This window comes from Labrys methylaminiphilus subsp. lupini (assembly GCF_051161885.1).
Classification (GTDB): Bacteria; Pseudomonadota; Alphaproteobacteria; order Rhizobiales; family Labraceae; genus Labrys.
In genome coordinates, this window is record NZ_JBMDIH010000001.1 from 4,084,048 (window position 1) to 4,096,233 (window position 12,186).

Here is a 12,186-nt window from a genome sequence, read left to right on the forward strand (position 1 = left end):
CAGCGCCGGCGTCTTCTCCTGTTCCTGTTGGGATTGATGCATGAGCCTATTTGCTTTTGTCGGTTCGATTGAAATCGGCCTGATCTATGCGCTGATCGCGCTGGGCGTGTTTTTATCGTTCCGGGTGCTCGATTTTCCCGACTTGACAGTCGATGGTTCCTATCCGCTCGGTGCCGCGACGGCCGCCGCCGCCATCGTTGCGGGCTTCGATCCCTTCAGCGCAACGGCTCTGGCCATCTTTGCCGGAGCTCTGGCCGGGATGATGACGGCCTGGCTCAACATCCGCTTCCGCATCCTGCAATTGCTCGCCAGCATCCTGACCATGACGGCGCTCTACTCGATCAATCTGCGCATCATGGGCAGGCCCAACGTCCCTCTGCTCAACCAGGAAACGCTGGTGACCTGGACACGCGACCATCTGATGGCGATCTTCGGCTGGGCTCCGCCTTCCTATCAGCTGAAAGTCTGGATGCTCGGCGTGATCGTGCTGATCGTCTGGGCGCTGCTCAGCTGGTTTCTCAATTCCGAATTCGGCCTCGCCATGCGGGCGACCGGCGCCAATCCGCGCATGGCGCGGGCGCAAGGCGTCTCCACCCAGCTGCATAATTATGTCGGCATGGCGATCTCGAACGCCCTGGTCGCCTTCGCCGGCGCCCTGTTCGCCCAGACCAGCGGCTTTGCCGACATCACGCTCGGCACGGGCACCATCGTCGGCGGCCTTGCCTCGGTCATTCTCGGGGAGACGTTGTTTCGCACCCGCTCCATCGCCTGGTTGCTGGTCGCCTGCGTTGTCGGCGCCATCCTCTACCGCCTCGCCATCGCGCTCGCGCTCAATTCCGAGTGGTCGCGCACCATCGGGCTCAATTCCAGCGACCAGAACCTGGTGACCTCGGTTCTGGTTGGCCTGGCACTGATCCTGCCGAGCCAGTTCCCCCGCCTGCGTGCGATCTTTGCGCCCGCGCCCAAGTCAGCGTCCAAGTAAGGAGGCGGCGATGATCGAGATCAAGGACATCCACGTCACCTTCGGCCGCGGTACGCCGCTTGAGAACCGCGCCTTGCGCGGGCTCTCGCTGACGATTCCGACCGGCCAGTTCCTCACCGTGATCGGTTCGAACGGCGCCGGCAAATCCACCCTCCTGAATGTCCTGAGCGGTGATGCCCCGGCCGAACGCGGCCGCATCGTTATCGAGGACGTCGATGTGCTGCGCTGGCCGACGCCACGCCGCGCCGGGCTGATCGCCCGCGTATTCCAGGATCCGATGGCCGGCACCTGCGAGAGACTGTCGATCGAGGAGAACATGGCGCTCGCCTTCGCGCGCGGGCACTCGCGCGGCTTCGGCGCTTCGCTCAACGGCTCCAGGCGCGCGCTGTTTCGCGACAAGCTTTCCATTCTCGGCCTCGGACTGGAAAACCGCCTGGGCGACTCGATGGGGCTGCTTTCAGGCGGCCAGCGCCAGGCCGTCAGCCTCTTGATGGCGACGCTGACGGGTATGAAGATCCTGCTGCTCGACGAGCATACCGCGGCGCTCGACCCGCGCACCGCCGACTTCGTGCTGGAACTCACCCGCAAGATCGTCGAGGAACAGCAGCTCACCGCCCTGATGGTGACCCATTCGATGCGGCATGCCCTCGACTACGGCACCCGCACGGTGATGCTGCATGAGGGACAGGTCGCCTTCGATCTCGACGCCGAGCATCGCCGCGGCCTCGACGTGCCCGATCTCCTCAAGCTGTTCAGCAAGGTGCGCGGCGAGCAGCTCGACGACGACAGCCTGCTGTTGGGTTAATGCCCCCGGGGAGCGCGGACGTCTCAGCGACATGCCTGCATGTCGCGATGTCCGCTTCCTGAAAGCACTGAACAGAGGAAGAGCGGAGGGGACGTCCGCGATTCCAGGAAGACACGTCTTCAATGTGTCATACCGAGCCTCGAATATATTGATGCATACGAGACTTGCCCCCCTCCCCGCGATTTCCGACACCAAATCAAAGATTTGGCGAAAATCGCAGGATCGACCCATGAGACATTTTCAATGCCTCTTGGTATCAGTATCTTCCAGGCTTGGTTTCAAACCGAAAATACCAGAACAGGGCGATTTCTTCGGTACCGGGATGCAGAGCCTCGTAGAAATGGCGATCATAGCCGCCGAGCTCGAAACCATAGCGCTCATAGAAGCGGCAGGCGCCGACATTGTTGGATTGCGTCTCCAGGCGTATGCCGGGCAGGCCCTGGCGTAAACCCCAGGCCACCGCGGCATCCATCAATTGCCGGGCCAAGCCGCTGCCTCGATGGTTCGCATCGACCGCAATGTCGTCGACAAAGGCAAAGTCATTCCAGCCATGCGAAACCGCAGCATAGCCGACGGGCAGGCCAACCTGCGTCTCGACCACGAACAAAGTGCTGTCCTCGCCGTCGATATAGCTGCCGACCTCTTGCCCATCGAAGCCATAGTTCTTGCGATAGGCCGGTTCGACCTGCGCGACCCGCCCCAACCGAGGCCCGTCGAATGGGCCGACGGCTATCTGCGTGATGAGGAAGGAGAAGTCGCAGGCGGCAAGCAATGCCATATCCTCGGCTTTGGCGATCCTGACCGCCTTGCAGGCCCCTGTTCCATTCCGCATCCAGGGCGCGTCCACGCCGTATTTGTCTGACGTCATGAACCCTCATCCGTCCGGTGGGCAGCGCGATTGCCGATCCTGAGGCGACCGAGAAAATCGGTCAACCGCTCCTTCTAGATGGGTGTTGCAAGGGCATGAAGGAAGCCCCGTCATGGCACCAAAACGAGCTTGCCCACGCTCCGGCGCGATTGCAGGCTCTCATGTGCCTCGGCGGCCCGTTCCAAAGGAAAACGGCCTCCGATTGTTACCTTGAGCGAGCCTGCCATTGCTTGCGCGAAAAGATCACCGAGATCGGCGTGCAACGTGTCTGATGTCAGCAAGGGCAGCAAGGCGAAGCCTTTCACGGACTGGTTGCGCCCCAGCAGGGCTTCGACCTCGGGCTTGCCGAGCTCGAATCGCCCCATGGCTGCACAGACGAGCTCTCCAGCCGGAGCGAGCCCTTCCAGACAGGCCCCGGTGCCTGGCCCGCCGACGAGGTCATAGGCGATATCGACACCCAACCCGCCGGTCGCCGCCAGTACCTGTCCGGTCCAGCCGGCGCTGCGATAGTCGACGCCGAGATCTGCCCCGAGGGATCGTGCAAGATCGAGCTTCTCCGCCGACCCGGCCGCGGCGATCACCTGGCGGGCACCGGCGCTATGCGCGAGCTGGATCAGCAGCGATCCGACCCCGCCTGCGGCGGCGTTGATCAGGATCGACTTAGCCTGCGGCGGGGCTCGGCGAAGGAGGTGAAGGGCAGTCAGCCCCTGCACCATCAGAGCGGCCGCCACCTCGAAGGACAGGCCGTCCGGGAGCGGCACCAGCGAGGCGGCTTCGGCAATGACATAATCGGCATAGCCACCGGCCCGGCCCATGGCGAAGAGGGGCACGGCCACTCGCGTACCAATCGCCGGCATGGTGACGCCGGGCCCGAGCGCCTCGACGATACCGGAGACTTCGACACCCGGCACCATCGGCAGTTCGGTCGTCACCGCGTAGCGATCCTGCCGTATCAGCACCTCGAAATAGTTCACCCCGGCGGCCTGCATGCGGATCAGCACCTCCCCCTCCGCGGGAACGGGGACGGGCAGATCGATGGGCTTGAGGGCGTCGGGAGCGCCGAAGCGGCTCAAACGAATGGCTTTCATGGTTCACCGGGGGTTGGTCTCGAATGACCCCGGTTCTGTGGTATTTACCGTTTTGTCTCTACACACTCTTTTGTGCCATACAGACCTGGAGGTAACCATGACGGAGCCGATCAAGCGCCTGCCCATGCTGCCCGTCGAGCGAGCCCTCAAGGTGATCTCGGGCCGTTGGAAGGCGGTGATCCTGTATTATCTGCTGGATAGCCCCAAGCGCCTTTCCGAACTGAAGCGGCTGGTGCCCGAGATCAGCCAGAAGGTGCTGATCCAGCAATTGCGCGAGATGGAGGAGCATGGGCTCGTCCATCGCGAAATCTTCCGGCAGGTCCCGCCCCGTGTCGACTATTCGGCGACGCTGCTCGGACAAAGCCTCGAACCGGTGCTGCTGGCTCTGTGCGACTGGGGACAGCGACACGCCGCCGAACTGGATGAACTCGACCACACGCGGGATTGCATCATCAGGCCTGTCAGGCATGTGGCGGCAGCCGGATGAGTGGTGAAGCATCCATGCCGATGCTACCCGATGATCGCCCGCACCGCCTCCTCCAGCCGCTCCGCCGGCAACTCCATGATCTCTGCCGTCGCCGTCCAGACCAGGGCGACCCGCACATCTTTCGCCGGATAGAGCCTCTTCATCAGATGTCGGTAGAGCCCAAGCTGGCTGAGATAGGCCTGAGGTACCGCGTCGAGCCCGCGGGGAGGCTGGCGGTTGGTCTTGAAGTCGACGATCCAGACAGCATCCGGCCCGACGGCCAGGCGGTCGATCCGCCCGGACACGGCATAATCCGCCCGGCCTGGACGGGCGATGCGGCCGGCCAAGGCGACCTCGGCACGACTGCCGGGGACGAAGAACGGTTCGAGGGCCGGTAAGGCCAGCACCGACAGGGCCTCCTCGGCCCAGGCTGCGTGATCCTCCGGCCATTGCGCCGCCGCCCGGTCCAGGAAGGCGAGCGCCTGCTCGCGCCGAGCCGACGCATCGACATCGGGCAGATATTGCAGCAAGGCGTGAATCAGCGCTCCGCGCCGCAAGGTCCTGCCGTCAGGCGCCGCCGCGCCCACGAGCCCGGGCAGTTCCTCGGGATGCTCGGTCTCGGAGGGGGCAAGGGAGACCTCCTCGGCCCGCTCCGGCGCCGCCTTCTGGCGCAGCCAGGCCGGCGCCGGCACCGCCGCATCCTCACGCCTTGCCGGCCGGCCTTCGACCGCGCGTCGCGGCGTCGGCTCATAGACCAGCCTTTCGCCCTCGCCGTCCGGCTCGACCCTGGCACCCGCCTCGCGCAGGGCGTCGGCGATCATGTCGTACCAATTGCCTGCCCGCCGCGCCGTGGCACCCTCGAAGCCGGCGATGACGAGCCGGTCTTCGGCCCTCGTCAGGGCGACATAGAGCAGGCGGCGGTGCTCAGCCTCGTTCTCGGCCCGGATCGCATCGCGGGCGGCTGCGACCGGCGTCGGGTCGGAGGCCTTGCTGGGCGACCAGACCGGGATCTCGCTGCCAGCGGGCCGCCCCGGTGCCTGCAAAAAGAAGAGCTTGGGATCGTGCCGTCCGTCCGGTGCGCTGCAGGTATCGGCCAGGATGACGACGCGCGCCTCCAGGCCCTTGGAGCCATGCACCGTCATCACGCGCACTTCGCCGCGCGCCACATCCATGTCGCGCTTGATCTCGGCCTTGGCCTCGGCGAGCCAGGCGAGAAAGCCCTGCAGGCTGGCGGTGTTGGCCCGTTCATAATCGCCGGCCACGCGGAGGAACTCGTCCAGCGCATCGGCGGCCTCCGCCCCGAAGCGGGCGAGCATGATACGCCGGCCGCCGTCGCGAGCAAGGATGTCAGCGAAGAAGGCGAAGGGCGTCTTGCCGGCGGCCTCCGTACGCCAAACGGTGAGGCGGGCAAAGGCGGAGGCAAAGCGCTCATCCTCTTGCGCAGCCACGGCCAAGGCGGCCCAGAGCGTACCCTTGCGGCCCGGCGCCAGGGCGATGAGATCCTCGTCGTCGAGCCCGACGAGCGGGGTCTTGAGCACCGTCGCGAGGGTGAGGTCATCGGCAGGCAGCAAAGCAAACCGGGCAAGCGCCATGAGGTCCATCACGGCGATATGGTCGGTCAAGACGATGCGGTCGGCACCGGCCACCGGCACGCCGGCGAATTTCAGGGCGCGGATCACCGCCTCAAACAAAGCGTTGCGGCTTCGCACCAGCACCATGACGTCGCCGGCATCGTAGCGCGCGCCGGTGGCGGGATCACCCTCCCGGATGAGGCTGCTCACCTCGGCGGCGATCTTGCGGGCGAGACGCACCACCGGGCTGGAGACGGGCGTCTCGTCGAAAGGCGCGTCCCAGGCGGTGATCTCGACCGCCGGTTGCGGCTTTTCCACCGGCCAGACCTCGACACGGCCGGGATCGAGAGCCCGCACGGTCTCATGCACGGTGGCGACGTCGTCCGAGGACAGTCCGCGGCGGTTGCCGGCGGCGGCGAAAACATGATCCACCGCCTTGAGGATATCGGGCGTCGAGCGGAAGGATTGCTTGAGCTCGATCGCCTCGAAACGCTCCTCCGCCTCATCCACCTTGTGGCGGAAATGGCTGCGCATGCGGGCAAACTCCGCCGGCGCCGCGCCCTGAAAGGAAAAGATCGACTGCTTCTCGTCGCCCACGGCGAAGATGGTGCGCCGCTCGCTGCGCGCACCCGAGCCCGAGGTGAATTCATGCGCCAGCATCGCGATGATGTGCCACTGGGCGGGGCTGGTGTCCTGGGCTTCGTCGACCAGGATATGGTCGATGCCGCGATCGAGCTTGTAGAGCACCCATTCGGCGCCGGCCCGGCTGAGCAGATCGGCCGTACGCTGGACGAGATCGTCGAAATCGAGCGCTGCCCGCATTACCTTGCCGGCTTTGTATCGCCCGAGCAAAGCCGCCGCAACGGCAATCAGAGCCTCGCTGCGCTCATAGGCGGCCGCCGCCTTCCGGCGCTGCAGGAGGTCGGCGATCCGCTCCAACTCGGCGAGGAGTTGCTCGGCATAAGCCGGATAGTCCTTGCTGAAATCCTTGACGAGGAAGGCATTGGCCGAGCGCGCCTCGCCCGTGCCGGTGAGATAGACAGCGCGCCAGGCTTCACCACGCCGTGCCGGCGCAGCCGCGATTGCGGCGCCGAGCCTGTCGGCAAGATCGAGGATGCGCTTGCTGTCATAGTCCCGCATGGCAGCCTCGATCGCCGCCCATTCGGTGAGGGGGATCGAGGCTTCATCGATCTCGGCTTCGATGGTGGCGACGCTTTCGCCCTCCTTCAGTTCGAGCAGGCCGCGCAACTGGCTAAGCGCATCGGCAGCGCCCTTCCCGCTCAGGAAGGGACGCAGGGCTTCGCGTTCGAAGGTGATTTCGGCGAGCAGACCGTCAAAGGCGCCCTCCCCGGTATCTTCCAGGAGTCGCGCCATGGCGCGCCCGAGCCCGGCGTCCGGATGCGCATTCGCCTCCAGGATCAGGCTGGTGCGGGCTGTATCGAGCAGTTCGCGCGCGGCCCTGTCGTCCAGCACCGAAAACTGCGCCGGGACGTTGGCCTCGAAGGGAAACAGGTGCAGCACGCGCTCGCAGAAGGCATGGATGGTGAGGATCTTCAGGCCGCCGGGTGTCTCGATCGCCGCTGCGAAGAGCTGGCGCGCGCGCTTGAGGCCGGCGCCGTCGGGCTTGAAACCGGTGATGCCCTCGATCGCCTCGATGAGCTTGCCCTCCTCCTCGACGGCCCATTGGCCGAGCGTGGCGAAGATGCGATTCTGCATGTTCGCCGCCGCGGCCTTGGTGAAGGTGAGGCATAGAATGGCGGATGCATCGATACCGGCGAGCAGAAGGCGGATGACACGCCGCGTCAGCACGGTGGTCTTGCCCGAGCCGGCATTGGCCGACACCCAGGCCGACAGCGAGGGATCGGAGGCCAGGCGTTGATGGTGAACCGTGTCGGCAGAGGGCTTGCGCGGGGTCATGCTTCCTCCGCGCTCACAGACCATTCGCGCACCCGGGCAAGATGGTCATAGTCGCCATAGCGCCGCCCCTTGAACATCGGGTGCAGCAGGGAGGTGTAGGGCGTTCTCTCGTTCTCGAAACGGTCGATCAGGGCTTTGAGCCGTTCGAGGCTCTGCAGGGCCACCTCGATCGGCGTGGTGTCCTTGAAGATCAACGGCTTTTCGCTCGGCCCCTTGCCGCCGCCGGCAAGATGCACGATGGCGGGATCGCCCAAAGCCTCGGGTGCCGGCACGCCGCTGAAACCGGCCTCGAGTAGCATCGCCATTTCCAGCGCCAATTGCGGCGCGAGGCCCGTTTCCACCTGCCTGGCCGTCGGCGCCTGACCGGTCTTGAAATCGAGGATGGCAACCCGGCCATCGGGGGCGACCTCGATGCGGTCGGCACGGGCGGACAGTGTGAAGGCCCGGTCGGCCAGGGTCGACCAGGTGAGCTTGCCGGGGATCTCGCTCAGCACGCGGGCAAGGCGTGGCCGACGCTCGCGTTCCCATTCCACCAGGAATTCGGCGATGGCCGCAAAGCGCGGCCGCCAGAAGGCTAGAACCTCGGGAAAATCGACGAGAGGGATGAAGAGCTCCTCGCCGATGGCCATCAAGCGCGCGAGGGCATCCGGCGGCACCCCGTCTGCGCAAAGGGCGGCGAAACGTTCGAGCGCGCCATGGATCAGCGTGCCCCTTTCAGCCGCCCCGGGCGGCATGGCAATCTCGTCGAGCGGTTCGAGCCTGAGGATGTGGCGGGCATAGATCGTATAAGGATCGCGCACGAGGTGCTCGATCTGCGTGACCGACAGACGGGTCGGACGCAGCGCAAGCGATGGTGTGGGCTTGGGCGCGGTGAGCAGGGGCGGTGGCCCTTCGGCCGCGTCGAGCTGGCGCGCGAGGGCGCAATAATGCTCGCCCCTTGCACGCATGGCGCCGAAAACCGGCCCCAGAAAGGCGCCGAGCCGCTGGAGCCAGCGCGACGGCACGCTGGGCGAGCCGCCGCGCTTCAGCGACCGCGTGATCACCACATCGCGATAGCCGAGCGCCTGCTCGAAGTCGTGCGCGGCGAGGCCGATGCGTTTTTCCGGCGGCGACAGGCCGATTGCCGCCCGCATCGGCCGGTTCAGCCAGGGATCGGTCTTGACGTCGGGCGGCCAGACGCTTTCGTCGAGCCCTGCCAGCACCAGCCGGTCGACCGGCAGAAGGCGGGCCTCCAGCAGGCCGTAAATGGCGATGCGTGGGTGCTTGGGCTCGCCGCCCCGAACCGAGCGCCCGGCGATCAGGGCCGCGAACAGGCCGGGATACTCATGCGCCGGCAGGCAGAGAGCCTCGGGCGCGATGGTGCCGAGATCGTCGAGGAAGCCCGTAAGCGCTTCACCGGCTTCACCTTGCTTGAGCCCCTCAACTTCGTCGGGCGCCACTTCGCCCAGGGCCTCCACGGCAGCGCGATGCGCGGCGAAAAAGCTGGCGGCAGGCAAGGGTTCGGATTGGCGCAGCAGTGCCGCGAAGGGTTCGAGCCTGGCGGTCAAGGCCTCGATCACAGCCTCGGCTCCGGTCCATTCCTCCTCGCTCAAAGCCCGCCGGGCGGGTGGGCAATGGGGATCGCCGAGCGAGGCCTTGCCGAGCGCCAGGGCCGCCACAAGACCGGCGGGACCGCCGGCCGGCCTGGGGCCACGCAGGGCGCCGATCTCCAGCGCCGTCACCGCCCGCTCCAGATCCGCACGTAACAGACCAAGGCGCGCCAGCGGGTGCTTGAGCAGGGACAACAGCGTGATGGGGTCGAAATCATGCAGCGCGGCGTCGAGCGCCAGGCGCGCGAACAGGCCGGGCGGAGTTTGGGTCAGCGGCTGGCCGGCGCTGTCGTCAGCCTCGATGCCCCAGCGGCCGAGTTCGGTGACCACGCGCTCGGCGAGTTGGCGGTTCGGCGTCACCAGCGCCGCCTTGCGGCCTGCTACCGTCAAGGCCTCGCGCAGCACCAGAGCCGTCGCCAGGGCTTCTTCGCCCTCATGCACCGCCTCTATCAGGGCGACGCCGGCAAAAGCCTCGGTCATCGCCGCGGGATCGACATGCCGCTGGGCGGCCCACAGATCCGTGGTCTCCGCCGGCCGCAGGGCCTGCGACACCAGGGCGGCGCGCAGCGCCAGAGGCGACGGCGGCGAGGCGAGCTCGGTCACGCTGGCGCGTTCGGCGCCGATATCGGTCAGCAAGGCAGCAAGACCCGCCTGGGGATGGCCGGGGGCTCCTTCGCCCTTGCCGATGGCGTTCCAGCCGATGGCGTCGAGGTCGAGGTCAAGGCCCGGCAGGACGACCGCGCCCCGGGGATGGGCGGCAACCGCCTTGATGAGGTCGCGGGTGGCCGGAATGGAGCCGGTCGAGCCGGCCACGATCACCGGGCCTGTCTTGGGGTTTCCGGAAAGCCTGGCAGCCTCGCGCTCCATGCGGGCATTGCGCAGGAGCACGGCGTCGCTGCGGCCGATCTCCTTGAGATGGTCAGGCCAATGCACGGTGGCGATCTCAAGGAAGCGCAGCGTGATGTCCCAATATTTGTCATAAAGCCCGGCATGACTCTCGCCGAGATTGAGGATTGCCTCAGGCGCCACCCGGTCGATCTGCAGGCCGTCGAGGAAATTGCCGAGCTCGGCCGCGAGCCCTGCCGCATCGCCCGGCGAGGAGGGAATCAGCAGCGGTTCAGCCCCTTCCTCACCCGGCACCGGCAGGAGGGCCTGCTTCAGCGCCGCGCTCCATTGCAGGATCAGCCGCGTCAGGGCGACCTGGCGGTCGAGCCCGGCGACCGGTTCCGGCAGATCGTCGCTCGCCTGCGCAAAGGCGACCTCGTCATCGTCGATTTCGCCGAGCGCCCTCAGGCGCGGCAGCAATGCGGCGTTACTGCCCAGCCTGTCGAGGAAGATGCCGCGCAAGGCGCGGATGGCGCGGCGGGTCGGCAGATAGAGCGTCGCGCTTGCGAGCGCGAGCGGATCCTCGCGCGGCGCAAAGCCCGGCACCAGCCGGCCATCCAGCAGGGCGTCGACCAGCGTCTCCAGAAAAGGCGAGCCGGGAGCGATGGTCAGGAGATTCGGGCGATGCGCCATGGCCCAGAGATAAACAGCGCGATCGCCGCCATGACAAGGGGTGTCAGGCCTCGACCTTCGTCGCGACGTCCAGCTTCGGAACGCGGAAGCCCATGGCGATCCAAGCCCCGAGCAGCTTGGCATAGAAGGACATCGTATGGGTTTTCAGATTGGGGATGTCATCAGGCAGGCCGGACGCATCGGGCAGGTCGCCGACCATCGTGCGCATCTGGGCCTTCGGCCGCGCCCGTTCGGGCCACAGATGGAGATAGAGGCTGATCCAATGTGCGCCCTTCATTTCCAGGAAGACCGGGGTATTGCAGCAGGTGGCGACGATACGGCGTGACCCTGCCTTGTCGGAAAGCCGGAATTCGCTCAGATGCTCGGCGCCGGACAGTATCCGCATGCGGTCCTTGCGATATTCGGCGCTGGGCGTGGCCTCGTGGCAGGTGAGTATGGGCCTGGCGCCGGGCAGCTTCGCCAAGCGGCCCGCGGCAGCCCGGCAGGAATTGCACAGGCATTCGGACACCAGGATGGGTGCGCCCCTGACCTCCAGGCGTGTCCGTCCGCAGTCACAGCCGATCGTCGTAGTCTGGCTCATTGCGTGTGCTCCCCACTGAGATGAAACAAGTGACGGATGTATCGGTCGAGATGATCGAGGCTTTCACGCGCCAGTTCGGGATCGTTGCCCGCCTTGGCCAGGACGAAGCCGCCCTGGATGACGGCCTGGGTGTGCCGCGCCAGGCTTTCGGCTGTCCAGTCGCCGGCAATGCCGTGCTCGCGCCGCGCCGCCTCGATATCGGCCTCCAGCGTGGCGGCATGGCCGAAAATGCTGTGCCCGCAGGCATCGCGAATGTCGGGGGCGGTCGCATAGACCTCCTGCGCCATGGTGCCGACCAGGCAGGTGAACTCGGGCAGGTCGCCCACGATGATCGCCTTGCGGAAGGCCACATAAGCGAGAACGCGCTCCAGGGGATCCGCCGGGGCGTGATAGGGCGCGACCTGAAAGAAGCCGGTGGTCGTCTCCTCCCAGAATTCCGCCGCGGCGACGCCGAGCGCTTCCTTGCTGCCGAAATGATGGAAGAAGGCTCCCTTGGTGACATCGGCCGCGCGGCAGATGTCATCGACGGAGGTGGCGGCGAAGCCCTTGGCGCGGATGACGTCCCGCGCCGCCTCCAGGAGGCGGTTTCGGGCATGGCCACGTTCGGGCGATTGCTTTGTGGGTCTTGACATGCGATAAACATACCAAATGGTTGGTATGCGTCAAGTGTAAATACAAGATGGCGCGCGGGGATCATCGTTTTCCTCCGCACGAACTCCATCTTGCACACGGCTTTGTCAGGTGTGTCTGGAGAGACCGATACCAGGCCGCAATAAGCCGGCTCTTGCTGGGAGTGCCCCCG

Annotated in this window: 9 protein-coding genes; 3 read left to right on the top strand and 6 right to left on the bottom strand. The window is 66.2% G+C overall.

Going from position 1 to position 12,186, the window contains the following annotated elements; all coding sequences use genetic code 11:
• Positions 1-40: 40 nt before the first annotated feature.
• Together ACN6KF_RS19325 and ACN6KF_RS19330 are read left to right on the top strand one after the other, a co-directional pair.
• Entirely contained in the window at positions 41-982 is a 942-nt protein-coding gene (locus ACN6KF_RS19325; RefSeq protein ID WP_434958405.1) for an ABC transporter permease, read from the top strand.
• 10 nt (positions 983-992) lie between these two features.
• Entirely contained in the window at positions 993-1,787 is a 795-nt protein-coding gene (locus tag ACN6KF_RS19330) for an ABC transporter ATP-binding protein (protein ID WP_434958406.1), read from the top strand.
• A gap of 256 nt (positions 1,788-2,043) precedes the next feature.
• Here the strand turns inward: ACN6KF_RS19330 and ACN6KF_RS19335 are convergent, their stop codons facing one another.
• Entirely contained in the window at positions 2,044-2,619 is a 576-nt protein-coding gene (locus ACN6KF_RS19335; protein WP_434959712.1) for a GNAT family N-acetyltransferase, read from the bottom strand.
• A gap of 146 nt (positions 2,620-2,765) precedes the next feature.
• A complete protein-coding gene (locus ACN6KF_RS19340; protein ID WP_434958407.1) occupies positions 2,766-3,743 on the bottom strand; it encodes a quinone oxidoreductase family protein in 978 nt (325 codons plus the stop codon).
• Between the two features lie 97 nt (positions 3,744-3,840).
• Here ACN6KF_RS19340 and ACN6KF_RS19345 point away from each other — a divergent pair, with 97 nt between their 5' ends.
• A complete protein-coding gene (locus ACN6KF_RS19345) occupies positions 3,841-4,230 on the top strand; it encodes a winged helix-turn-helix transcriptional regulator (protein ID WP_434958408.1) in 390 nt (129 codons plus the stop codon).
• 23 nt (positions 4,231-4,253) lie between these two features.
• On the opposite strand, the gene addA is transcribed toward ACN6KF_RS19345, so the two are convergent.
• From addA to ACN6KF_RS19365, 4 genes are read right to left on the bottom strand one after another with little or no spacing between them, the layout of a single operon-like run.
• Entirely contained in the window at positions 4,254-7,697 is a 3,444-nt protein-coding gene (addA, locus tag ACN6KF_RS19350; protein ID WP_434958409.1) for a double-strand break repair helicase AddA, read from the bottom strand.
• Entirely contained in the window at positions 7,694-10,804 is a 3,111-nt protein-coding gene (addB, locus tag ACN6KF_RS19355; protein ID WP_434958410.1) for a double-strand break repair protein AddB, read from the bottom strand. Before addB ends, addA begins: the two co-directional genes overlap by 4 nt.
• 43 nt (positions 10,805-10,847) lie before the next feature.
• Positions 10,848-11,384, bottom strand: coding sequence for a GFA family protein (locus ACN6KF_RS19360; protein WP_434958411.1), 537 nt, complete (start codon positions 11,382-11,384; stop codon positions 10,848-10,850).
• Entirely contained in the window at positions 11,381-12,016 is a 636-nt protein-coding gene (locus ACN6KF_RS19365) for a TetR/AcrR family transcriptional regulator (RefSeq protein WP_434958412.1), read from the bottom strand. Before ACN6KF_RS19365 ends, ACN6KF_RS19360 begins: the two co-directional genes overlap by 4 nt.
• Positions 12,017-12,186: the final 170 nt, after the last annotated feature.

Bases quoted from the DNA above. Each gene is read 5' to 3' on its own strand.
- ACN6KF_RS19325 (WP_434958405.1), top strand. From the start codon at position 41: ATGAGCCTATTTGCTTTTGTCGGTTCGATTGAAATCGGCCTGATCTAT.
- ACN6KF_RS19330 (WP_434958406.1), top strand. From the start codon at position 993: ATGATCGAGATCAAGGACATCCACGTCACCTTCGGCCGCGGTACGCCG.
- ACN6KF_RS19335 (WP_434959712.1), bottom strand. From the start codon at position 2,619: ATGCGGAATGGAACAGGGGCCTGCAAGGCGGTCAGGATCGCCAAAGCC.
- ACN6KF_RS19340 (WP_434958407.1), bottom strand. From the start codon at position 3,743: ATGAAAGCCATTCGTTTGAGCCGCTTCGGCGCTCCCGACGCCCTCAAG.
- ACN6KF_RS19345 (WP_434958408.1), top strand. From the start codon at position 3,841: ATGACGGAGCCGATCAAGCGCCTGCCCATGCTGCCCGTCGAGCGAGCC.
- addA (WP_434958409.1), bottom strand. From the start codon at position 7,697: ATGACCCCGCGCAAGCCCTCTGCCGACACGGTTCACCATCAACGCCTG.
- addB (WP_434958410.1), bottom strand. From the start codon at position 10,804: ATGGCGCATCGCCCGAATCTCCTGACCATCGCTCCCGGCTCGCCTTTT.
- ACN6KF_RS19360 (WP_434958411.1), bottom strand. From the start codon at position 11,384: ATGAGCCAGACTACGACGATCGGCTGTGACTGCGGACGGACACGCCTG.
- ACN6KF_RS19365 (WP_434958412.1), bottom strand. From the start codon at position 12,016: ATGTCAAGACCCACAAAGCAATCGCCCGAACGTGGCCATGCCCGAAAC.